A 23,677-nucleotide genomic window follows, 5' to 3' on the forward strand; every position below is an offset into this window, starting at 1 on the left:
CTTCCTGCGGAACCTCACAGCGCTGCAATTCCACTCTCTGAAGGGCTTGCTGCCTACTCTTCCCGATCTCAGTCTTTCAATAACTATACCACATCATACATTTCCCATTGACTATAGTCAACACCCGCCGTGCATTTTTCAGCAACCGGATCAAGGGATATACAATACCTGTCCTTCTTCCACATGATGCTCCGCCAATCTGTTATACAGTTGAAGCTCACGTGTGCTGAGCTGATAACGGTCAGCTATGGTTTCCAGTGTATCCTCGCGCTGTACAATGCATAACCGCACCTTGCGAAAAGGTGTTTCATCTTGTGTATGAAAAAAAAGGTTCTTCCACTTGGCATTCTCTCGCTCTTCTTCGGCTTTCTGATCCTGATTCTGCGGCTCCTGCTCCAACTGCTGCTGGTATTCGGCTTCCTTCACCGAACGGCTGGATTGGAGCAATGATGAGTAGACAACCGGGTCTGGCTCGTCTGCCCCTTCATCCTTTTTACTGTTGAGCGCTACACGCATCTCTGGCTTATCCTCAGTAAAGGTGTCATGGGCCTCGTGGTTAACCTGTTCTGACGCTTCAGGCCTGAAGTCGAAGTTATCTACTTGACTCGCTTCCAACTGTGTCTCCAGATAGACCTCGGACTCCGTGCCAGGATGCGGTTCAGACAGCAAAGGTTCATATACTATATTAGGAGATGCGGAAGATACTTTGGGCTCATTTCCCCCTGCCCATGCTTCCTCTTGCTGAAATCCCCACACTTCCGGAGACCCATGCTCATGCTTGACCTCGGGAGAGCTGTCTTCAACTGCTTTGCCCGTCCAAGGCTCATAGAATCGGTTAGGATCTACTGCCGACTCATAAGCTTGCTGTTCCGACAATGACTTCTGTTCCTCATGGTCCTCAGACGGCTGTTCCCAAGAAACGGACTCCTGTTGTGATGGCACTCTGTAGGAAGTTTCAGGATCTGTAACGTGATCGGAGGACGAGTCATTGGTAGAATAGGCCTCTGCATGATGATGCTCTCCATCGGCGGAAAGGGATTGAACCGGATGCTCAGGTGCATGCACTACGGTAAATTCCTCATCCAGCCAAACCGCCGTCTCCTCCGCGTGCGAGCTTTCCACGCCATGCAAAGAAAGAACGCCTGTAATGTTTAGACTACGTAAAGAAAGCAGGTCCACATCAAAATTTTCAATCTCGACAGAGATATCTTCCAATCTCCCTACGCGGTTTAGCGGAATGGTAATTTCCACAGGGATCAAATGATGAAGCTCGCTCGTGATCTGTTCAGGTGTGCGGTACACGCCCTCCAGCAGCAAATGCCCTCGCAAAGCGGCATGGTCGCCGTGGGTTACAACCTGAATGCGTGGCAGAAGCTCAATTTCCTCCAACTCAGCAATCCCGGCAGCTTCCTCCGTCAAATGAATGCGTTCATAAATATCAAAACGCAAGCCTTGCGGCTGATCATTCTGTTGTTTGTTCAAGGATGGCATCCTCCTTTGGGCAGTCTCCGCACATCCTCTGACTTCTGGTCAGGCGCACGGAAACTCCATATTGCAAACCGTTTCTAGGTTCAAGTATATGCGCCAAAATAGAAGGCATGCCATCTTTTATAGCTGTTTGTGTAGCTTTTGAAAATCATCCGGCCAAGCATCCTCCACGGTAATCGTTTCGCCACTCAGCGGATGACAGAAGGTAAGACGCTCTCCGTGCAGCGCCTGCCTGCCAAAATCAGTAGCCCGCCCCCCGTATAATACATCCCCAAGCAACGGGTAGCCAGCATGACTAAGATGTACGCGAATCTGGTGCGTCCGGCCTGTCTCCAGCGTCAGATATACGAGACTCACTGCACTTGGACCGCTTCCCCATACTTCCCCGAGTTCAATATGGGTAACCGCCTTTTGCCCAGTTGGAGATACACGACGGCGCTGCTTATGATGCCTGTCCTTGCCAATCGGCCAATCCAACGTTCGCAGCGATGGGGGTACTTTCCCTCGTACCAAAGCTACATACCTGCGGCCTATATCCTTAGCTCGCATTTGCTCGTCCAGCTTGAGCAACGCAAATTCATTTTTGGCATATAGCACTGGGCCCGTCGTATCCACATCCAGACGATGTACATGCCTTACCGCCGCATGAATGCTATTCATCTCATAGTAGGATGCGACAGCATGATCCAACGTCAGCGGACCATCCTGCACAGCGCCGTCCGGATGTACTGCCATACCTGCCGGTTTATGCACTACCAGGCAAAAATCATCTTCATACAGTACCTTCAAATCATACCAACGAGGGGTGATTCCAAGGTTCATTACAGGAAAAAGGGCCAGCCGCAGCCGGTCCCCTGTAAGTTCAATCTCTTTTGCATGACGCAGTCTGCGCCACAGCTTTTCCGGTAATTCCAAACAATTCAGCAACCACTGATCTACAGCATCAGCATTGTTTTTTTCCCCGTCTGTGATTTCCCGTCCTGGCGTGACTTCCAGCCACGGTCCTCTTCTTGTCCAGCCGCCTTGCCAGCTCATAGACGTTTGAGCGCGCGATAGTTCGCCTCAATGGTGGCATCAATATCCTCTACCGTATGCACGCCCGACACAAACATACCCTCAAATTGAGATGGTGCCACACTGACTCCCTCATTCACCATTTCAGTAAAGTAACGGCGGAAGTGGTCCTGATTACTCGTTTTAGCTGTGTCAAAATTGACAACCTTTTCTTCTGTAAAAAATGGACAAACCATGGAACCCACGCGATTGATCGTGACAGGGATACCCAGCTCGCTCGCATTACGTTCGAATCCGGCTTGAAGTCTTGCTGCCCTCTCTTCCAGGCGATCGTATACTTCTGGCGTCAGCAATTTAAGTGTCGAATAACCTGCTGCCATAGCCAGCGGATTTCCGCTAAGCGTACCCGCTTGATAAATTGGCCCCGATGGAGCAATCTGCTCCAGAATATCGCGACGTCCGCCGTAAGCACCTACAGGGAGTCCACCACCAATCACTTTACCCAGACAGGTAAGATCCGGCGTCACACCAAAGCGACCTTGAGCCGAATGAAGTCCAACCCGGAATCCAGTCATCACTTCATCAAAAATCAGCAGACTTCCGTACTGCTGGGTTACCTCACGCAAACCTTCCAAAAATCCAGGCTGTGGCGGTACAACTCCCATATTGCCTGCTACTGGCTCGACAATAATTGCGGCAATCTCTTCGCCAAATTTCTCAAAAGCTAGCTTCACCGAAGCCAAATCATTATAAGGGACGGTGATGGTATGGGTGGCTACGACTTCAGGTACGCCCGGACTATCGGGCAAGCCTAATGTCGCAACCCCAGAGCCTGCTTTAATCAGCAAGCTGTCTGCATGACCGTGATATGATCCCTCAAATTTAAGAATTTTACTACGGCTCGTAAATCCGCGTGCGAGTCGAATCGCACTCATAGTCGCCTCAGTTCCGGAGTTAACCATACGTACAATGTCCATAGAAGGAACACGCTCACATACGAGCTTGGCCATTTCGGTTTCTGCCAACGTTGGTGCGCCGAAGCTGGTTCCTTTTACAACAGCAGCCTGTAAAGCTTTAACCACTTCGGGATGTGCATGGCCCATAATAAGCGGTCCCCATGAACATACATAGTCTAAATAGGATTGACCATCAATATCATATACACGCGATCCTTCGCCATGGTCAATATATACAGGTGTAATCCCAACAGATTTAAAAGCCCGTACCGGGCTGTTAACGCCACCCGGAATGTATTGTTTTGCCTCATCAAAGGCTACTTTGGAGTTCGTATCCTTGCGCACTTTCCGTTGTTCGTCGATCAATCTGACCACTCCTATCTTCTGAAAATAGACTTATTGCTTCAACCATCTTGCCGCATCCTTGGCCGAATAGGTAATAATCATATCTGCACCCGCACGCTTCATGCTTGTCAGAATCTCCAGCACCATTGCTTTTTCATCAATCCAGCCTTGAAGAGCGGCTGCCTTGACCATGGCATATTCACCACTAACGTTGTAAGCCACCATAGGCAGATCAAATTGATCCTTAATCGTGCGCATCACGTCCAGGTAAGAAAGAGAAGGCTTCACCATCAGCATATCCGCACCCTCTAGCACATCAGACTCCGCTTCTCGCAATGCTTCACGTGCATTGGCAGGGTCCATCTGATAGGATTTGCGGTCACCAAACTGCGGCGCAGAATCTGCGGCTTCCCGGAAAGGACCATAAAAAGCAGACGCATATTTGACGGAATACGACATAATCGGAATATGTGAAAAGCCTTCCAGATCCAGCCCCTGCCGAATCGCTTGTACAAAACCGTCCATCATATTAGATGGCGCGATAATATCCGCACCAGCTCTGGCCTGAGAAACGGCTGTACGTACCAGCACCTCCAGAGATTCATCATTCAATACTTCACCGCATACCTCACCATCATGCTCATGCATGTGTACCATACCGCAGTGTCCATGGTCCGTAAACTCACACAAACAAGTGTCAGCCACAACCAGCAGTTCGGGATAACGAGACTTGATCAAACGAGTAGCTTCCTGAACAATACCATCGTCCACAAAAGCCGAAGTCCCTACACTGTCTTTTGTTTCCGGTATGCCAAACAGGAGCACGGCGGGAATGCCAAGCTCACTAATCTCTTTCAGTTCTTCCTCCAGCCGATCCAGAGAAAAACGGTATACACCTGGCATAGAGCTAATTTCCTGTTTCACCCCAGTGCCAAATGTTACGTAGATCGGTTGGATAAAATCAGCGGGATTTAATACCGTCTCACGCACCATACTGCGAATTGCAGCCGACTGGCGCAAACGACGATGTCTAGTAAAAGGAACACTCATGAATACAAACCTCCATTTTTTATACATTCATTAGCAAAAACAAAAAATTATAATGTCATAAGAGTACTTGATCGTTTCCAGTCACATAACGATTGAATCAGACTTTCAATGGTTGCCTTCTCTGACATAAAACTCACAGTCAAACCGGCTTGGGTAGCTGTCTCACCGGTCAAAGGACCTATCACAGCAATCGTAACTCCCTCCAGCAGCGACAACGGATCATGGATTCCCATTTGTCTGAGCGCTTCCAGAAAAAAGGTGACGGTTGAGGAACTCGTAAACGTAATCGCGTGAATGGCTCGTTCCTCAAGCAGCTTGAGGAGCTCGTCATCCTGTGTGTTGGCTGCCAGCACAGTTTGATACAAATCAGCCTCGGTCACATGAAGCCCCATCTCCCTCAGCTTTTCTGGCAGCCAAGGCCGAGCTAGATCACCTCTAGGTAGAAATACATTCTGCCCTGCCTGCAAATCCTGCTCAAACCCTTCGAGCAAACCTTCTGCCTGAAAAGGGCCTTCGATCTGTTCTGCCACAATTCCGTGTGTCCGAAGCGCAGCTGCTGTAGCTGGTCCGACTGCGGCAATACGAGCTTTGAACAGCATGCGTACGTCCTTGCCCTGTTCCTTTAAGTGCGTGAAAAAGTATTCAACTCCATTAACGCTAGTGAAAAACACCCAATCATATTCAGGTAGTCGCGCAAATGCCTCTTTAATCTCCTGTTTGGTTGGCTCGTCCGAGGGGGCGACCGTCTGAATAACTGGAAATTCATATGGCTCGCCACCAAGCTCCTCAATCCGGCGAACCAGACTGCTGGCCTGCGCACGCGCGCGAGTAACCAAAATCCGTTTGCCAAACAAAGGCATGTCCTCAGCCCATTTTAACTGTTCACGTTGATTGACCACTTCTCCGACAACGATGACGGCGGGAGGTTGAAAATTCGCGGCCTTCACCTTAGCTTCAATATCTGCCAGCGTACCCACCAGCGTATCCTGCTCGGCACGGGTCCCCCAACGGATCAAGGCAACAGGAGTATTTGACGGCTTGCCGTGTTTTATCAGCTGTTCACTGATATAGCCGATCTTGGCTACACCCATCATAAAGATCAGTGTGCCCGTTGCGTTCGTCACTTTATCCCAATGAATACTTTTGTCGAGTTTATCGGGACTTTCATGACCTGTAATGATAGACAGCGATGAGGCCATATCCCGGTGTGTGACTGGAATGCCCGCATAGGCGGGCACACTGATTGCTGATGTGATGCCGGGTATAATTTCATAAGAAATACCATGTTTACGCAGTAGCCCGGCTTCCTCGCCGACTCGTCCAAATATAGTGGGGTCTCCCCCTTTAAGACGAACAACTGTTTTTCCTTCCAAGGCCAAATCCACCAGCAGCTGATTAATTTCCTCTTGCTTCATGGTGTGACGATCTGGCAACTTGCCGACATAGATTTTTTGGGCACCTGGCTTCATCAATCCCAAGAGGCGCGGGCTTGCCAGTCTGTCGTATACAATGACATCGCCCAATTGAATGCATTCCCAACCCTTGACCGTAATTAATCTTGCGTCTCCGGGTCCTGCACCTACCAAATATACTTTTCCTGCCATGCTATCATCCCCTCACCTGCGCAAGAATCTGTTCCGCTCCTTTGGCTATCAAACTGGCCGCCACCGCTTCTCCCAGCTTTTGCGGATCATTTCCCTGGAGCGTTTCCTTCAAAATAACCTCGCCATCTGGCGAGCCTACCATGCCCGTGAGGCTGATTTCTTGACCAGCCCAGACCGCATGAGCCCCGATCGGCACTTGACACCCCCCATTTAACACGCCCAGAAAGGTTCGTTCTGCCGCAACGGTAGCCGAGGTATCCCGGTCGTTGTAAAGGCGCAGCAAGGCCAATAGTTCTTCATCGCTCGCACGACATTCAATACCTAGCGCTCCCTGCCCAACCGCCGGCAAACAGTCTTCTTCCGGTATATAGGATGTAATTCGCTCTTTCCAGCCCATCCGATGCAAGCCTGCTGCCGCCAAAATGATAGCGTCAAAACCTTCCGTCTCCAGCTTTTTCAGACGGGAATCAATATTACCCCGCACAGGCTCCAATTGTAGATCAGGTCGCATGGACTTGATTTGACTGGCTCTGCGCAGGCTACTCGTGCCCACCTTTGCCCCTTGAGGCAAATCCTCCAGGCTCTTGGCGCCCAATGTGATCAGGCAATCACGTGGGTCCTCACGGCGCGGCACAGCGCCGTTGACAAGCCCTTCCGGCAATTCGGAAGGCATATCCTTCATACTATGTACTGCCATATCAATCTCACCAGCCAGCATGGCCTGTTCAATTTCTTTGACAAAAAGCCCTTTGCCACCCACTTTGGACAAGGTTACATCCAATATTCGATCACCCTTGGTCAGGATTTTCTTTACGACAAATTGCAAATCCATTCCATGCTTCGCGCACAGCGCGTTCAAATCTTCAATGACATGCCCGGTCTGAGTTAACGCCAGCGCACTCTGTCTGCTGCCTACCACAATTGTTCGCATGTTATTCCTCCTGATTTTGCGCAATCCATAGGTCTATTTCTTTTTCGGTCCAAGCCATGAATTCATGACGCCGTATTTGATCCAAAATTCCGCTACTCGCCAAGCGCCTCAGTAGTTTGGTCCTTTGCTGTGGGGAACTTATCTTACGTTTGATGATCTGTCGCATATCGTGCATGAAATCCAGATATGGCTCGTATTCGCTACCAAACAACGTATTCAAAGCTGATGTAATATCAGTGGTCACAGCAGGGCCAGCCCCTTCTGTGGAAATACTAATCGTCAGTCTTCCTCGTCGAATGGTACCCGGCGTTATAAAGTCTCCCTCTTCCGATCGATCCGCCACATTTACCAGTATACCCCTTTGTCTGGCCTCATGCGCAACCTCATAATTCACTTCTCTCTGGTTCGTCGCCGCATATACAAGAAAGGCTCCCTGGAGGTCACCCTCGCGATATACGCGATTTACCCAGTGGAGCTGCTTGTGATCCGCCAGAACCTGTAAATCCGGCGTTATATTCGGGCTAATGACGGTAATGAATGCCCCACTTTCCATCATCCCCTTTACCTTTCGTTCCGCAATCCTACCGCCACCTACAACACAACAGATCTTATTCTTACAATTCAACGAAATCGGGACAAAATGCTGCAAAAGGCTTTTCACTCTCCCGTCCACTGATGAAATACAGACCAGGAATTCAGCAAAAAATTAAGAATCAATAGCGTGTAGCCCACCAATGCCCACTTTGCCATTACAAGCCCTGAACGCTGATTCAATCTTTTGCTCACTAAAAATATAATATACACGCACAAGGCAATCGCTGTCATCAGCACCTTGGTATCCAGCAAGAGACGCCAGCGTTCCTCGGCAATAATAGAAATAACGGCAACTACAATAGAGACTCCCAACAAAGGAGTACCAATCAACAGCGCCATATGCGTATACCGGTCCATCATTTCCAGACTCGGCAGGCGTCTGATCGTGTCATTCCATTTCTTTACTTTCAATTTACGATGCAAAAACAGATATAACCCCGAAAATACAGCTGCTACCGTCATTGCTACAAAACCAAGATTAGCCAGCGCAATATGAATCAGGAGCAGACCATGCACTGTATGCCAATTTCCAAGCGGGTTGTCGAGAGGCTCCATCCATATATTGTTGAGCACTAGCACTGCAAAACTAATAATATTAAGCAACAATACCGCAAATTCGGATCGCTGATAACGTGTCAGAATCAAAGAAATCAGTACCAAAATAACTGAGAACAGAAATAGAAAATCGTAGGTCACGAAAATAGGAAGATGCCCTTCATTCCAGGTTCTTATCCCCATATAAGCAAGCTGGAGCACCAGAACGACAACAAGAAGCCCTGTACCTGTCCGTTTAGCATTCGCATTGCGACGAATCCCATCCGAGAATACAAACAGAAGGCTCAGGGCAAAAACATAAATCATTGAATCATATATAAGCATGCCTGAAGCCACTTCTGTTCACCCACCTTTACAGGCTGGCCGGCGCAAACGACGCTGGCAAAGCCTGAGCCTGAACGGTTTTTTCATGAACACCGGCTTCCGGTTTCATTAACGCAGATGCATCGCTTTTATCTACTTTCTGAGCGGCGTCATCCAAACGATCCTCCAGAGCAAAAATATGGCTAAACATGTCTAGGGCCTCATTTCCCTGCTTTTGAACAGCCAGTTCTTTTACCCGATTGATCGGATCATGCATCATCTGATTCAGCATACTTTTCGTCAAGCGGCTAATCACTTTGCGTTGCCGTTCATCCAGCTCAGGAAGCTTATTGAACAAGCTTTCCAACGTATCCTGATGTACAGACTCCGCTTTTTCCTGTAATGCACGAATCACCGGACGCACTCCCATCGTTTTCAACCATTGATAAAACTCGCTAAGCTCATCTTCGATCATATGCTCGATTTTTGTAGCTTCAGTACGGCGCATTTCCAAATTGCTCTCCACGATCCCTTCCAGATCATCAATATCGTACAGGAAAACATTCTGTAATTCACCAATAGCCGGGTCGAGATCACGCGGAACCGCGATATCAATCATAAACAAAGGACGGGACTGTCGACGTTTCATACTTGCTTCAACCCGAGTCCGATCCAGAATATAACCCTGGGCACCTGTCGAGCTAATGACAATATCCACATCCGCCAACCGATTCATGCCTTCCTCCATCGTAACCGGCGTTCCATGGAACTTGGAGGCAAGGTCTTCCGCACGGGACAGGGTTCGGTTTGCTACAATAACCTCAGCTGCTCCACCGCTGTACAAATGCTTAACAGTAAGCTCACTCATTTTACCAGCACCGAGAATCAGTACCTTTTTATCGGTAAACATCCCGAAAATCCGTTTGCCCAGCTCAACTGCTGCATAGCTGACAGATACGGCACTTTCTCCAATAGACGTCTCCGAATGGGCACGCTTGCCCAATGTGACGGCCTGCTTAAACAACATATTAAACCACGTTGCCGTAATTTTCTGGGATTGAGCCTGAAGAAAAGCGTTCTTTACCTGTCCCAAAATTTGTGTTTCTCCGATTACCATAGAATCAAGGCCACAAGTCACACGGAACAAATGCCGAATCGCCTGCTCGTCCTCATATATATATAAATGTTGTGTAAATTGATCACGTGGAATGCCAAACCATTGCTCCATAAAACTGCGTATAAAATAACCGCACATGTGAAGGCGGTCCACCACAACATATATTTCAGTCCGATTGCAGGTTGCGACAACTACGCCCTCCAACACACTTTTGGTAAGTTTGAGTTGTTCCAGCGCTTTTGGCAAATCTTCTTCTGCAAATGTAAAACGCTCTCTGACTTCCACAGGCGCCGTACGATAATTCAACCCAACAACGACGATGTGCATTGCAAATTCACCTGCCTAAACTGTAATAAGAATAACCACTGTTATCATAAACTATGTTAATTATATCACAGAAGTCCGAATGTCCTCCGGCTGTTTTATGAATTGTTTATGAAAATTGGATGACGTTCATGAATATCTAGCACGTTCTGTATGATTTGATTTAGTGTAAACCACTTTTAAAACAAATAACCATGGAAATGTTCCATGGTTATAATATAGGACGCACAAATGGCTCCATAAAAGAACGATTTACACCAACTCGGCCAGCTTGCACTCCGGTGATTCCACCTGAAGTTCTCCCAAGCCGCGAATCAGCTTCTTCGCATATGTTTTTTTCGGTTTTAGAACGGATACCAGGTAATCAATAGCCAGCTGCGGATCGACAGTCTCACCGCAAGTATAACAATCAATAGCGGCAAATCCTCTCTCAGGATACGTATGAATAGAGAGATGACTCTCCGACAACAGTACAAGCACGGTAGCTCCCTGTGGTTCGAATTGCTTGGATTGAACGGACATCACCGTTGCTCCGCAAGCTTCAGCTGCTTCAACTAATTGAGCCTCCAAAAACTGCGCATCATTCAGTAATTCAAACTCAACACCCCAAGTATCTACGGCAACGTGTCTTCCGAAAGTTGAGTACTCCAATTCCATCTTTCGGTTCCCCCTTCCTAGGAATAAAATGTTTGAAAAAATTTCATCCGCTAGGACCTACGTCATTCACTTCCCGAGGGAATAACCTCTCGCAACATTCAATGTCCTGAGTGAATCCTGGTTCCTATATTCATTTTCAACGAGATTAAAAATAACATCTATGTGCAGCAAATGCAATCATTTTTTTGGAATAAAAAAGCCCCTTTCGGTAAAGAAAGGAACTACACTGCATAACGATTCATTCCATGTATTCATGCCTTATTAACCTTCCAGTGCAAATAATTTCGAGCAACTCATTCGAAGCTTGTGGTCAATCTGTTCCAACTCCGAGAAAGTACGCGCCAAATTTCGCTGGTCAAGCAACGAATTAATGAGATGATATACGTCTGATATTTCATTTTCGACGTTCTGATGCTGAAAAAGCTGTTGCAGTTCCTGAACCGTATTTTTATATTCAAATACCAGCCTGGAGCCTGCGGCATTCTTCTCCATAATTTTACGAACCGTACCTTCATTATAAAAATACACCATAGTGAATCCTCGATACATTCGGTAAACGATGCCTTCGCCCTTAAAACGAACAAAAAGTTTGCGTATAAACAAGGTTAATTGCGGATGAATTAAGCGGCAAGTCAATTCACACACAAACGCTCCCTCTTGGGCCTCAAAAAACAAATGAACTTCCTCACCCGCACTATGCTCCAGAACGATTTCCTGTCTTCCGTTATCTAGAACTTTAATATAGTAATGCACCTGGGAATCATCCACTGCCCGCAAAAATTCGTCCATTTGAGTTTCCGACAAGGTCAAAGTGGTTTTAACATACTCTGTGGCTAACCGCTGAGCCATACCAATCTCCTCAATTCTTTCCTGAACCTATAAGTTTAAGCTTTATGCTTTATTATACATCAGACCTACAACGCTTTTCTTGCACATCAAATCATAAATTTCCGCCATACATCGGAAATAAACGGAAAATGATAGGGTTGAGACTGCATTATCCCTCATATCCTCACTCTTCTGCTTAAATTCCACGAGTTCCTCTTTTTTTATATATTATTCCCACCAATTTAGTGAGTTTAATTTTTCAAAAGCCCGAATCATGAAAAAAGGACGCCCTTAAGGACGTCCCTAACCTTACAATTCCGTCTGCTCTTCGTCGTCATTCTCTATATAGCTGGAGATGACAGACCACAGCTCTTCCTTGCCCATACCTTCTTCGGATGAAAAGGGGATAAACAATCCCCCGGGAAGTATTCCGAGTTCCTGCTTGATTACCTTATAATGCTTTTCTCGCCGCGTTTTAGGGATTTTATCTGCCTTAGTGCCTACAACGCAGACTGGAAGCCCGTGATGGCGCAGCCAATCGTGCATCATGATATCGTCCTTGGATGGCGGATGACGCAAATCCACCATTTGAAGCACCAGCTTAAGTGGCTCACGCTCCAGCAAATAAGACTCAATCATCTGCCCCCAAGCCTTGCGGGACGTTTTGGATACCTTGGCATAACCATAACCGGGAAAATCGACAAAATAGAGGTCATCATTAATCCGGTAATAATTGAGTTGCTGGGTTTTACCTGGCGTAGAACTGGTACGCGCCAAATTTTTACGGTTAATCAACCGATTAATCAGTGAAGACTTTCCTACATTGGAGCGCCCCGCCAGAGCAATCTCTGGCAAAGCGTCCACAGGAAACTGATCGGGGCCAACCGCACTTATTATAAATTCTGCTTTTGTTACTTTCATTGTGTTCTTAATTCCTCTCTAATGTACCCTTGCCTGCTCAACCAAAGCATGCTTTAGCACCTGATCCATATGGGCAACGGGGACAAATTCAACATCCTGCCGGATACTGTCGGGAATATCCTTCAAATCCCGTTCATTATCTTTGGGAAGCAGAATTTTTTTGTAGCCTGCCCGATGGGCAGCCAGCGACTTCTCTTTCAAACCACCAATCGGCAATACTCGGCCGCGCAAAGTAATTTCGCCCGTCATAGCTACATCCTTGGATACATGACGGTTGGTCAAAGCTGAAATTAATGCGGTAGCAATAGTAATTCCCGCAGATGGACCATCCTTCGGAATCGCACCCTCAGGAATATGAATGTGGATATCATTTTTCTCATAAAAGTCCAGTTCAATGCCCAGATCAACTGCTTTCGAACGAGTGTAGCTGAATGCCGCCTGGGCAGATTCCTTCATAACGTCTCCCAGTTTACCCGTAAGAATCAGTTTACCACTACCAGGTACGACCGTCACTTCAATCATCAGTGTTTCACCACCGACCTCTGTCCATGCCAAGCCTGTAACCGTACCGATCTGATCCTCCAGTTCTGCAACACCGTAACGGAATTTAGCGATACCCAGATAATCCTTCAGATTATCCGGTGTGATTTGAATCGGCCCTTCGCCACCAGATACAACGGACTTCGCCGCCTTGCGGCACAGAGAAGCCATTTGCTGTTCTAGATTCCGCACACCGGATTCACGGGTATATTCACGAATGACACGCAGGAGCGTATCCTCCCCGATGACCAACTGTTCCTCGTTCAAGCCATGCTCTCTCTTCTGCTTGGGCAATAGGTACCGGTTGGCGATTTCCAGCTTCTCCAGTTCGGTGTAGCCTGGAATATAGAGTGTCTCCATACGGTCCATTAGCGGACGCGGGATGTTGTGTGCAGCATTGGCTGTCGTTACAAACATCACATTGGACAGATCAAACGGCAGCTCGACAAAATGGTCACTGAACGTATTGTTTTGTTCAGGATCAAGCACTTCGAGCAATGCTGCCGATGGATCCCCCCGAAAATCGGAAGCCATTTTATCAATCTCATCCAGCAAAAATACCGGATTAGACGTTCCTGCAGTCTTCATCCCTTGAATGATCCGTCCCGGCATCGCGCCAACATAAGTCCGGCGGTGACCACGGATTTCCGCTTCATCCCGCACACCTCCGAGAGAAATGCGGACAAATTCCCGACCCATGGATTTGGCAATCGAACGGGCCAACGAGGTCTTGCCGACCCCTGGCGGGCCTACGAGACACAGAATCGGTCCCTTAATGGTCTTCACCAGCTTACGCACAGCCAAATACTCCAATACACGTTCCTTGGGTTTATCGAGTCCGTAGTGGTCGTTATTGAGTACCTCTTCAGCTTTGACGATATCCAGATCATCATCGGTAAACTTGTTCCACGGCAAGCTTAACAACCAATCAACATAATTACGGATGACGCCACCCTCGGCAGAGCTTGCCGGCATTTTTTCCAGACGATCGATTTCCTTTTCGACCTTCTCCTTTACCGGAACAGGTAGCTCCAGTTCACTTAGCTGGTTGCGCAGTTCTTCAACTTCTCCTGCGCGGCCTTCCTTCTCGCCAAGTTCCTTTTGAATCGCCTTCATTTGTTCACGCAGATAATACTCCTTCTGCGTCTTCTCCATTTGCTTCTTCACACGCTGGTTGATTTTACGTTCCAGCTCCAATACTTCACGCTCATTGTTCAAAATATCCAGAAGCTTCTCCAGACGCTGAGTAACGTCGACGGTCTCCAGTATATCCTGCTTTTCCTTAATTTTGAGCGTAAGATGACTTGTGATCACGTCTGCAAGCCGTCCCGGCTCCTCAATATCGGATACCGCAGCTAGAGTCTCCGGTGTTACCTTTTTGGACAAGTTGATATAATGCTCGAACTGAGTTAATACAGTACGCATAAGCGCATCCGTCTCAGGCTGTACGTTTTCTGCCTCGTGCAGCTCCTTCGCCATTACCTCGTAATATTCTTCATTGTCCGTATATTGAATAATCTCGGCGCGTTCCAGCCCTTCCACCAATACTCGAATAGTTCCATTAGGAAGCTTGAGCATCTGGCGTACCTTGGCTACCGTGCCGACTCGAAAGATGTCCTCTTGTGTGGGTTCTTCAATATTTACTTCTGATTGAGAACACAGGAGAATCAAATTGTCTTCAACCATCGCTTTTTCCAAAGCCTTGACCGATTTTTCCCGGCCCACATCGAGATGCAGAACCATGCTCGGGTAGACCAGAAGTCCTCTTAAAGGCAGCAAAGGAAAACGACGACCTTTTGTCTTGGTGGGTCCCATCGCTTTCGCACCTCCAGTGATTCTCAGGTTCCGGATTTTACAATCCTCACGTTGTTATCTTTCATATTTTATCAAATGTTTTATGAAAAAACCAATGAAAGGGTGGTTCATCAGCAAGATCCTGTATCTGATATCGTCCCGTTATGCGTTCCATCAGCCTGTAACAAGGAAGATTGGGATGGGCGAAAAGTCTCAATTGGCGCATGCACAGGCAAATCTGACGTCATTTCTTCCCCAAACACATGTCGGAACACTTCGGTGACTGACTGTACAGGAATGACTTTTAAACCCTCAATACCGTCAAAAAGAGCTTGCCAGTTGTCCTGCGGAATGATCACCTTTTTGGCTCCAGCCTGAAAAGCGGCTTCAACCTTGGCTAATACACCACCAATCGGTTTGACACGACCATGGATGCTAACTTCGCCAGTCATAGCAATTTCATGATCCACCGGAATTCCCCGCATCGCGGAAGCAATGGCTGTTGCCATCGCAATTCCTGCGGACGGGCCATCTACTGGCGTACCCCCAGGGAAATTGATATGCAAATCGTAATTCGATGGAGACAATCCGAGCGTACGCAAAACGGTTAAAACATTTTCCACAGAACCTTTAGCCATGCTCTTACGTCGCAGCGTGCGGGACCCACCTCCAATTTCTTCCTCATCCACGACCCCCGTAATATTATAAATTCCCTTTCCCTCAGGAACCGGAACTGCTGTAACTTCAATTTCCAGCAGCATCCCCATGTTCGGGCCATATACAGCTAATCCGTTAACGAATCCGATTTGCGGCAAGCCCGGTATTTTTCGGTCAGGACGTGGTTGAATTTGACTGCTGCCCGCTACCCATTCCACGTCGGAAGCATTGAGACGTTCCCTTTTCTCGGTAAGTGCCAAACCAGCAGCCAGCTGGATCATATTGACCGCTTCCCGACCGTTCGTTGCGTAACGCTGTACAACTTCTACCGCCTCAGGGCAAGGGCCAAAGCCTAGCTTGTGGACAGCATCCTCTGCAATACGAGCAATCTCCTGTGGCTGCAAGGCACGGAAATAAATCTCCATGCACCGGGAGCGAATCGCAGGTGGCAGTTCATGCGGCGAACGGGTCGTCGCACCTACCAAACGAAAATCGGCTGGCAAACCGTTTTGGAAAATATCGTGGATATAAGCAGGAGTGTTCGAATCTTCCGAGTTGTAATACGCACTCTCCAAAAATACCTTGCGATCCTCCAGTACTTTCAACAGTTTATTCATCTGCGTTGGATGCAGCTCACCAATCTCATCAATGAACAGCATCCCCCCATGCGCCTTCGTCACAGCTCCGGGCTTAGGCTGCGGGATTCCCGCCACCCCCATCGCTCCTGCCCCTTGATAGATTGGATCATGCACTGAACCTATCAGCGGGTCCGCAATACCGCGCTCGTCAAAGCGGGCCGTCGTAGCATCAATCTCCGTGAATTTGGCATCTCCCTTGAACGGGGAGGACAGATTCTTCTTAGCCTCTTCCAGCACCACGCGTGCAGCAGCCGTCTTCCCTACACCCGGCGGGCCATAAATAATGACATGCTGCGGATTCGCACTACATAACGCTGCCTTGAGTGCGCGCAGTCCGTCCTTCTGACCCACGATATCCTGTAATGTGGCAGGACGTGTGCGTTCAGCCAACGGCTTGGTAAGTGAAATAGAGCGTAATTTGCGCAGCTTATCCAATTCCTTGCGGGATTCCCGATCCACCGCACTACGGTTCGTTTTCTGGCTCCGCAGGAGGTTCCAGAAATACAGACCAATTACAATCCCGAAAAACATTTGCACCAATAACAAAATCATAGTCAAGTCCATCGTATTTCCTCCGTTTCTCATCTCAGCAATTTGAAAAATGCCGCTCTATGAAAAACAGTATTTCCTTTTCCGCGATAGCTAAACGGCGGTCTTTCAAAAGATCAGAGAGAAATACATAAACGCCGTGAAGAACAGTTCTGTAGCAGAGCTGCTCTCCACGGCGTTTAAATGATGACAATAGATTATGACTATGCCTCTTTATATAACTGCTTTGCCTACACCTTCTCGGCGGTATGACGTTCTTCACGTCCAGGGATTTTCCCTGTTTCCTCATATGCCTTGACGATGATATCAATTTCTTTTTTCAATTCGTCGACCATATCAGCCTCAGGTACTTTACGAATCATTTTTCCATAACGGAACAAAAGGCCTTCACCGCGTGCCCCAGCAATTCCGATATCAGCTTCCTTCGCTTCACCCGGGCCATTTACTGCACAACCCAGTACTGATACTTTAATCGGCACCTTGAGTTTCGCAATGTAGTCCTCCACCTCGTTGGCAATAGAGAACAGATCTATATCCAGACGTCCGCACGTCGGACAAGAAATCAGTGTAGCTGCGTTTGTGATCAATCCAAACGTCTTGAGCAACTCACGTGCTACCTTCACTTCTTCCACCGGATCGGCACTGAGCGAAATACGCATTGTAGAGCCGATGCCTGAGGCCAGCAAAGCACCCATACCTGCCGCGCTTTTAACCGTACCAGTAAAGAGCGTACCCGCTTCGGTAATACCCAGATGGAGCGGGTACTTAATAATTTCAGCGGCCTTCGTATAAGCTGCAATCGCCATAGGAACGTCAGACGCTTTCAGTGACACAATAATGTCATGGAAATCAAGTTCTTCCAGTATCCCGATATGATACAGTGCGCTTTCTACCATCGCTTCTGGCGTAGGGTAGCCATACTTATCCAGTAAATGCTGTTCCAGTGACCCGGCGTTCACACCAATCCGAATCGGAATCCCTTTTTCCTTACACGCCTTCACGACAGCTTCCACTTTTTCACGTCGTCCAATGTTACCTGGATTAATGCGAACCTTATCAATTCCATTTTCAATTGCCAGTAGAGCCAGCTTGTGATTAAAGTGAATATCTGCAACCAACGGAATATGAATCCGTTTTTTTATTTCCTTAATGGCAGCGGCAGCTTCCTCATTGTTGACGGTAACCCGCACCAGTTGACATCCAGCTTCTTCCAAGCGAAGAATCTCGGCTACAGTCGCTTCTACATCTGCTGTTTTGGTTGTACACATACTTTGGATGATGACTTCATTGCTGCCGCCAATCGTCAGATTCCCGACTTTAACGGGACGTGTGTCTTGTCTTAAGAACATGTACTTTTCTCTCCCATTAACGCCAAACCTCCACCCCTTAAAACCTCATACAGGTTTAGTGAAGTGGAGATCCGGCTTCTCATGTTTTAGAGATCGCGAAGTATCAATCCTTAGGCGCTCTCTTCTTGTTTTTTATCCTTATCTGTACCACCGAGTTCCGGTGCAATTTTGTCTTTTACAACCTGCTCATTGATGACGCAAGTAGTCACATCCTCACGGGAAGGAACCTCATACATTACGTCCAGCATAATACCTTCGATGATCGCACGAAGGCCACGGGCACCCGTGTTACGCTTGATCGCTTCACGAGCAATGGCTTCCAGAGCATCTTGCTTAAACTCCAGTTGCACATTATCCAGTTCAAGCAGCTTCTGGTATTGCTTGGTTAACGCATTTTTCGGTTCGGACAGAATACGAACTAATGTGTTCTCATCAAGCGGCTCCAGCGTAGAAATTACTGGCAAGCGTCCTACAAATTCCGGAATCAGGCCGAATTTCAAAAGATCCTCAGGCAATACCATTGAAGTATATTCGCCTGGTTTCAGATCTTTTTGTTCGCTAGTAGCGTTGAAGCCGATAACCTTTTTACCGATACGGCGTTTGATCATTTGCTCCAGACCATCAAAGGCACCACCGCAAATGAACAGGATATTCGTGGTGTCGATTTGAATGAACTCTTGATGTGGATGCTTGCGACCGCCTTGCGGAGGTACAGAAGCAACTGTGCCTTCCAAAATCTTAAGCAACGCCTGCTGTACACCTTCACCCGATACGTCACGCGTAATGGACGGGTTTTCGGATTTGCGGGCTACTTTATCAATTTCGTCAATGTAGATAATGCCACGTTCGGCTTTTTCCACATCATAATCGGCAGCTTGAATCAGTTTCAGCAAAATATTTTCAACGTCTTCACCCACATAACCTGCTTCCGTAAGGGAAGTGGCATCTGCGATAGCAAAAGGAACGTTCAAAATTTTAGCCATGGTTTGCGCAAGCAACGTTTTACCCGAACCAGTAGGTCCAAGCATCAAAATGTTACTTTTTTGCAGTTCCACATCATCAATTTTGTTTTGAGTATTAATACGTTTGTAGTGATTATATACCGCTACAGACAACGATTTTTTCGCTTGATCCTGACCAATGACATATTGGTCCAGAATGTCACGGATTTGCATTGGTTTCGGAATGTCTTTCAGATCTACTTCTTCTTCATGACCCAATTCCTCTTCTACAATCTCCGTGCACAACTCAATGCATTCGTCACATATATATACGCCCGGTCCAGCGACAAGCTTGCGAACCTGATCCTGAGATTTACCGCAGAAAGAACATTTCAATTGTCCTTTTTCATCATTAAATTTAAACATAGAGCCACCCCTTTACAGATTAATCGGTTTAGACAGCACCTGGTCAATGATACCGTATGCTTTTGCCTCTTCCGCTTCCATGAAGAAATCCCGGTCAGTATCACGTTCGATTTTTTCGAGGGGCTGACCCGTACGCTCTACATAGATTTGATTCAGCTTAGCACGTGTTTTGATAATCCAGTCCGCATGAATCAGCATATCGGAGGCTTGCCCTTGAATGCCACCGAGCGGCTGATGGATCATGACTTCACTGTTGGTAAGCGCGTATCTCTTGCCTGGCGCACCCGCTGTGAGCAGCAACGAACCCATACTTGCAGCCATGCCTACACAGATCGTCGATACGTCCGGCTTAATGAATTGCATTGTATCATATATACCCATGCCCGCAGTTACAGAACCGCCTGGCGAGTTAATGTACAAATTAATATCCTTCTCTGGATCTTCCGCAGAAAGGAACAATAACTGTGCAATGACGAGATTGGCGACATCGTCATCAATCGGGCCACTTAGGAAAATAATACGATCCTTAAGCAACCGCGAGTAAATATCGTAAGATCGTTCTCCTCGATTCGTTTGTTCCACAACCATAGGGACGAGACTCATCACGACCAACCTCTTTTCTTTATTAAAATGAACACCTGTATTCATCCGCTTCCTTATGTCCCATTAAAACGGAAGCAGCAAGCATGAAACGTGAACACCTTACAAAATATTTTAACATGTTCAGAGTCTCGTGTCATATTTGCATGCGCTCATATATGCAGTGCGGGCTGTTTACAGTACACTCTGCCGAGACCTTCTCATATTTAACCATGTTTCGTATGTATGTGCAAATATACGGTAGTGACTTATGTAAAACAAAAAACACGACTCACAGCACTTTCCATAAACGACTAAAATTTGGGTTACCAAAGGTAAAAATAAGGCACGTAACTTTCACTACGTGCCTTATCCCTATCTAATTGCTACGTTGCAGCTTGTTACAGCATACTCCGTATATTTTATCGTCTGAATTATTCAGCAGCTTCAACTGGCGCTTCTACTTCTTTGCTGTTTTCCACCAACAAAGCAATCGTTTTGCGCAGTGAAATTTCTTCTTTCAGGTTAGCGAACGAGCCGTTACCTTCCAGAATGCTGCGGATTTCCTCAACTGAACGTTTGTAAGCTTCAGCCATGTTTTTCAGTTCTTCATCAATTTCCGCTTCGGAAACTTCGATGTTTTCTGCTTTAGCCACTTGCTCCAGCACGAGGTTGTTACGTACGCGCTTCTCAGCATCAGCTTTCATTTGCTCTTCCAGGTCTTCCTTGCTTTGACCAGAGAATCCGAGGAACATTTCAAGGTTCATACCTTGGCTACGCAAACGGTTGTCGAAATCGCGAACCATGTTTTGCACTTCGCTCTTCACCATTGCTTCAGGAATGTCGATTGTTGCATTCTCAGCAACTTTCTCCACTACAGCACCCTCGCGGGCTGCTTTAGCTTCGTTTTCCTTACGATCCAACAATTGCTTTTTCAAGTCTTCCTTGAATTCAGCCAGTGTATCAAATTCGCTTACATCTTTAGCAAATTCATCGTCCAGTTCAGGAAGAACTTTGCGTTTCAGTTCGTGAACTTTCACTTTGAATACCGCTTGTTTGCCAGCGAGGTCAGCAGAATGGTAGTTCTCAGGGAACGTTACTTCAACGTCCTTGGAATCGCCAGTGTGCAAACCAACCACTTGCTCTTCAAAACCAGGGATAAATGTGTTAGAGCCCAGTTCCAAAGAATACTTCTCAGCTTGTCCGCCTTCGAATGGTACACCATCCACGGAACCGTCGAAGTCAATAATAGCTGTATCACCGGATTGAGCAGCATCTTCATCAACGACAACCAATTCAGCATGACGTTGTTGCAGGCGCTCCAGTTCTTGAGCCAGTTCTTCGTCGCTTACTTCGAGTTTGCTTACAGGCACTTCTACGCCTTTGTAATCGCCCAAAGTCACTTCAGGTTTAACAGTAACCTTTGCTTTGAATTTGAAAGATTCGCCTTTAGCAAATTGATCAATTTCAACGTCAGGGCTGTCAACCGGGAAGATGTCTGTTTGCTCTACAGCTTGGCTGTAAGCTTCTGGCAACAGGATGTCAATTGCATCCTGGTACAGACTTTCAATACCATAGCGTTTTTCAAAGATAGGACGTGGTACTTTACCTTTACGGAATCCTGGTACACTTACTTGTTTTGCCACTTTATTAAAAGCTTTGTCGAGTGCAGCGGCTACACGATCCGCGTCAACCTCAACTTCAAGAACCCCAAGGTTCTTCTCTATTTTCTCCCAAGTTGCTTTCATTTTATGCTTTCCCCTCCAACAAAATCTTCACTTAGTTTTCATTACAATCAACGCACACAAAATAACCACTATAGTATATCTAACATTACTGTCTTTTTCAAGAGCAGCCCTTTGAATGCTTCACAGGTAAACGTTTCCGGTCATTAAGGAGTGTTCATTCCCGCCGCTACGAATAGTCGCATCGACCGATACGCCTGCTCAAAACGGAAGCGCAGCGCATCTGTAATACCATATATAGCACGGGTTTCTTCCTCATTATTATTTCCGTTCAAACTTTCCGAAACCGTCTGATGGAGTGCTGCAGCCCAAATATCCGGCATTCCGTCCTCTTCCACCAACATTGATCTATAATCTTTCGTACCGTATACTGCCATCACAAACTGTGACCACAGCTCCTGTGCAAAATAGAATAGTGTAGGCTCGTGTACCTCAGTCTGATCGGCCACCCGTTCCAAAATACGCATAATCGATTCTGGGAAATCACCTGGCTGTAACGGAACCGTTTCAATGTCGATTTCCGCTTGTTCATCACCCCGTCTGATTTCTATCGTCCCTTCCATTCCACGTCGTCGCATTGTCTGTAGAACACGGAATTGAAGTAAAGGATGGATTTCCCGTTCCGTAATCCAGCGAAGCAAGGCATCGTCGATTTCTGGCAGTTCCAGATAGGACAACTGCTCCAACGCTAAAATCGTCTGTTCGGATAAGGGTTCATCCATAGCCATCCGCAACAGCTTGTTGCCGTAGCCTGCATCCTGCTCCTGCTTAAAGCGTGCATGACGGCGAGCTAACTCTACTTCACTGACCTCTTCTTCCACAGCGTCCGTTACCGCCCCGCTGTCAGCGTACTGTGGAAATGCAGCTTCCAGCCATTGTAATAGAGCGTTCCATTCATCGTATTGCTTCTGCTCCTGTCCCTGACACTGCATTAAAAAACGCAGCATCGCCATCGCCTCTCCGTAACGTTCGTTTTCAAGCATTACAGTAAGTTGAATTTGATAATAGTCCAGTGTCTTCGGAAACAATACAATATTATTTTCTTTTGTCGTCACCTTGGAGTCCTTTATTCAAGGCACCCCCTCTCCTTCGCAAGCTCAAGTATTTGTAGATTATATGAGAAACAGTAGCCGAAGTCCAACCACTCGTCTTACACATATTCACCTGTATTCTAACATACCCTTTTATAAGGCAAAAAAAACTACGTCTACTCAGAATTTATGCTGTATAAAGCCTAAATAAGCGATATATGCAAAATAAGACTTGAATTTCTTTTATCCATATGATATATTAATATTCGCTTGAATTTTATGTCCCAGTAGCTCAGCTGGATAGAGCAACGGCCTTCTAAGCCGTCGGTCGGGGGTTCGAATCCCTCCTGGGACGTCATAACAAGAAGCCTCCATAATGGAGGCTTTTTTTGTTCTCATGAGATAAACCACGGGGGAACGTCGGGTCATCGGTATCGTTAGCCTATACTTCGCAGCCGACCATAGGGAGAGTATCTCTCTTGATAAATTACACCAAAAATAGCTTCCGCAAGGGAGCCTTTTTCATTATAAATAATGTAGAAAGATTAGTCTGCCCATCACTACTTTAGGCGCTGGTTTCAAGTCTCTACTCTTTCAAAAAAACGCAGAAATTGCTATCATCTATCATGTTGCACCATTTCAGGACCATTTTGATAAAAAGCCTATGAAGTCCAGATAGAAGATTTTATAAGCTTATGTCAACAAAGGATATCAAATTACATCGCTTGACTGCGTGAATTA

19 protein-coding genes, 1 tRNA gene and 1 other annotated feature (1 of these 21 only partly in view) are annotated in these 23,677 nt (G+C 46.9%); of the genes, 1 reads left to right on the plus strand and 19 read right to left on the minus strand.

Going from position 1 to position 23,677, the window contains the following annotated elements; all coding sequences use genetic code 11:
• Positions 1-79 (minus strand) — a binding site (T-box leader) (it extends 206 nt beyond the left edge of the window).
• A gap of 71 nt (positions 80-150) precedes the next feature.
• The 19 genes from AOU00_RS06560 to AOU00_RS06650 all read right to left on the minus strand — a co-directional run bounded on the left by AOU00_RS06560 (position 151) and on the right by AOU00_RS06650 (position 22,960).
• The gene (locus tag AOU00_RS06560) at positions 151-1,482 is read right to left on the minus strand and encodes a LysM peptidoglycan-binding domain-containing protein (protein WP_069290217.1); all 1,332 of its coding nucleotides are present in this window, start codon (positions 1,480-1,482) and stop codon (positions 151-153) included.
• A gap of 126 nt (positions 1,483-1,608) precedes the next feature.
• On the minus strand, positions 1,609-2,523 hold the full coding sequence (locus tag AOU00_RS06565) for an RluA family pseudouridine synthase (protein WP_069290218.1): 915 nt from the start codon (positions 2,521-2,523) through the stop codon (positions 1,609-1,611).
• Positions 2,520-3,824 carry a glutamate-1-semialdehyde 2,1-aminomutase gene (gene hemL, locus AOU00_RS06570; RefSeq protein ID WP_025722720.1) on the minus strand — a complete coding sequence of 435 codons (1,305 nt, stop codon included), beginning with the start codon at positions 3,822-3,824 and terminating at the stop codon, positions 2,520-2,522. The genes AOU00_RS06565 and hemL overlap by 4 nt, the downstream gene beginning before the upstream one ends.
• 30 nt (positions 3,825-3,854) lie before the next feature.
• A complete protein-coding gene (hemB, locus tag AOU00_RS06575) occupies positions 3,855-4,853 on the minus strand; it encodes a porphobilinogen synthase (protein WP_028541574.1) in 999 nt (332 codons plus the stop codon).
• Between the two features lie 47 nt (positions 4,854-4,900).
• Positions 4,901-6,457 (minus strand): uroporphyrinogen-III C-methyltransferase, encoded by a 1,557-nt coding sequence (gene cobA, locus AOU00_RS06580; protein WP_061828814.1) that lies wholly within the window; start codon positions 6,455-6,457, stop codon positions 4,901-4,903.
• A 4-nt stretch (positions 6,458-6,461) separates the two neighbouring features.
• Positions 6,462-7,388, minus strand: a complete 927-nt coding sequence (gene hemC, locus AOU00_RS06585; RefSeq protein ID WP_061828815.1) for a hydroxymethylbilane synthase — start codon at positions 7,386-7,388, stop codon at positions 6,462-6,464.
• A 1-nt stretch (position 7,389) separates the two neighbouring features.
• Positions 7,390-8,061, minus strand: a complete 672-nt coding sequence (locus AOU00_RS06590; protein ID WP_335582235.1) for a precorrin-2 dehydrogenase/sirohydrochlorin ferrochelatase family protein — start codon at positions 8,059-8,061, stop codon at positions 7,390-7,392.
• Positions 8,046-8,873, minus strand: coding sequence for a cytochrome c biogenesis protein CcsA (ccsA, locus tag AOU00_RS06595; protein ID WP_061828817.1), 828 nt, complete (start codon positions 8,871-8,873; stop codon positions 8,046-8,048). Before ccsA ends, AOU00_RS06590 begins: the two co-directional genes overlap by 16 nt.
• A 16-nt stretch (positions 8,874-8,889) precedes the next feature.
• Positions 8,890-10,284, minus strand: a complete 1,395-nt coding sequence (hemA, locus tag AOU00_RS06600; RefSeq protein WP_069290219.1) for a glutamyl-tRNA reductase — start codon at positions 10,282-10,284, stop codon at positions 8,890-8,892.
• A 249-nt stretch (positions 10,285-10,533) separates the two neighbouring features.
• Positions 10,534-10,932: an adenosylmethionine decarboxylase gene (speD, locus tag AOU00_RS06605; RefSeq protein WP_025365654.1), complete on the minus strand. Its 399-nt coding sequence runs from the start codon at positions 10,930-10,932 to the stop codon at positions 10,534-10,536.
• Positions 10,933-11,199: 267 nt separating this feature from the next.
• Positions 11,200-11,787: a non-ribosomal peptide synthetase module gene (locus tag AOU00_RS06610; protein ID WP_069290220.1), complete on the minus strand. Its 588-nt coding sequence runs from the start codon at positions 11,785-11,787 to the stop codon at positions 11,200-11,202.
• A 288-nt stretch (positions 11,788-12,075) separates the two neighbouring features.
• Positions 12,076-12,687: a ribosome biogenesis GTP-binding protein YihA/YsxC gene (gene yihA, locus AOU00_RS06615; RefSeq protein WP_061828820.1), complete on the minus strand. Its 612-nt coding sequence runs from the start codon at positions 12,685-12,687 to the stop codon at positions 12,076-12,078.
• An 18-nt stretch (positions 12,688-12,705) separates the two neighbouring features.
• Complete coding sequence (gene lon / locus AOU00_RS06620; RefSeq protein ID WP_061828821.1) at positions 12,706-15,042, minus strand: endopeptidase La; 2,337 nt, start codon at positions 15,040-15,042, stop codon at positions 12,706-12,708.
• Between the two features lie 110 nt (positions 15,043-15,152).
• Positions 15,153-16,880: an ATP-dependent protease LonB gene (lonB, locus tag AOU00_RS06625; RefSeq protein ID WP_061828822.1), complete on the minus strand. Its 1,728-nt coding sequence runs from the start codon at positions 16,878-16,880 to the stop codon at positions 15,153-15,155.
• A 215-nt stretch (positions 16,881-17,095) separates the two neighbouring features.
• Entirely contained in the window at positions 17,096-18,214 is a 1,119-nt protein-coding gene (gene ispG, locus AOU00_RS06630; protein WP_025718670.1) for a flavodoxin-dependent (E)-4-hydroxy-3-methylbut-2-enyl-diphosphate synthase, read from the minus strand.
• Positions 18,215-18,324: 110 nt separating this feature from the next.
• Complete coding sequence (gene clpX / locus AOU00_RS06635; protein ID WP_013311623.1) at positions 18,325-19,581, minus strand: ATP-dependent protease ATP-binding subunit ClpX; 1,257 nt, start codon at positions 19,579-19,581, stop codon at positions 18,325-18,327.
• A 12-nt stretch (positions 19,582-19,593) separates the two neighbouring features.
• The gene (gene clpP / locus AOU00_RS06640; protein WP_016324659.1) at positions 19,594-20,184 is read right to left on the minus strand and encodes an ATP-dependent Clp endopeptidase proteolytic subunit ClpP; all 591 of its coding nucleotides are present in this window, start codon (positions 20,182-20,184) and stop codon (positions 19,594-19,596) included.
• A gap of 410 nt (positions 20,185-20,594) precedes the next feature.
• Positions 20,595-21,908 carry a trigger factor gene (gene tig / locus AOU00_RS06645; protein ID WP_028541569.1) on the minus strand — a complete coding sequence of 438 codons (1,314 nt, stop codon included), beginning with the start codon at positions 21,906-21,908 and terminating at the stop codon, positions 20,595-20,597.
• Between the two features lie 143 nt (positions 21,909-22,051).
• Positions 22,052-22,960, minus strand: coding sequence for a hypothetical protein (locus AOU00_RS06650; RefSeq protein WP_013311626.1), 909 nt, complete (start codon positions 22,958-22,960; stop codon positions 22,052-22,054).
• Between the two features lie 257 nt (positions 22,961-23,217).
• Here AOU00_RS06650 and AOU00_RS06655 point away from each other — a divergent pair.
• Positions 23,218-23,291 (plus strand) — tRNA-Arg (locus AOU00_RS06655).
• The last annotated feature ends 386 nt before the right edge of the window (positions 23,292-23,677 follow it).

The organism is Paenibacillus polymyxa, from assembly GCF_001719045.1.
Lineage (GTDB): Bacteria > Bacillota > Bacilli > Paenibacillales > Paenibacillaceae > Paenibacillus > Paenibacillus polymyxa_B.

Bases quoted from the DNA above. Each gene is read 5' to 3' on its own strand.
- lon (WP_061828821.1), bottom strand. From the start codon at position 15,042: ATGGGACCCACCAAGACAAAAGGTCGTCGTTTTCCTTTGCTGCCTTTA.
- ispG (WP_025718670.1), bottom strand. From the start codon at position 18,214: ATGTTCTTAAGACAAGACACACGTCCCGTTAAAGTCGGGAATCTGACG.
- tig (WP_028541569.1), bottom strand. From the start codon at position 21,908: ATGAAAGCAACTTGGGAGAAAATAGAGAAGAACCTTGGGGTTCTTGAA.
- lonB (WP_061828822.1), bottom strand. From the start codon at position 16,880: ATGGACTTGACTATGATTTTGTTATTGGTGCAAATGTTTTTCGGGATT.
- hemB (WP_028541574.1), bottom strand. From the start codon at position 4,853: ATGAGTGTTCCTTTTACTAGACATCGTCGTTTGCGCCAGTCGGCTGCA.
- cobA (WP_061828814.1), bottom strand. From the start codon at position 6,457: ATGGCAGGAAAAGTATATTTGGTAGGTGCAGGACCCGGAGACGCAAGA.
- clpP (WP_016324659.1), bottom strand. From the start codon at position 20,184: ATGAGTCTCGTCCCTATGGTTGTGGAACAAACGAATCGAGGAGAACGA.
- hemC (WP_061828815.1), bottom strand. From the start codon at position 7,388: ATGCGAACAATTGTGGTAGGCAGCAGACAGAGTGCGCTGGCGTTAACT.
- AOU00_RS06610 (WP_069290220.1), bottom strand. From the start codon at position 11,787: ATGGCTCAGCGGTTAGCCACAGAGTATGTTAAAACCACTTTGACCTTG.
- yihA (WP_061828820.1), bottom strand. From the start codon at position 12,687: ATGAAAGTAACAAAAGCAGAATTTATAATAAGTGCGGTTGGCCCCGAT.
- clpX (WP_013311623.1), bottom strand. From the start codon at position 19,581: ATGTTTAAATTTAATGATGAAAAAGGACAATTGAAATGTTCTTTCTGC.
- hemA (WP_069290219.1), bottom strand. From the start codon at position 10,284: ATGCACATCGTCGTTGTTGGGTTGAATTATCGTACGGCGCCTGTGGAA.
- AOU00_RS06565 (WP_069290218.1), bottom strand. From the start codon at position 2,523: ATGAGCTGGCAAGGCGGCTGGACAAGAAGAGGACCGTGGCTGGAAGTC.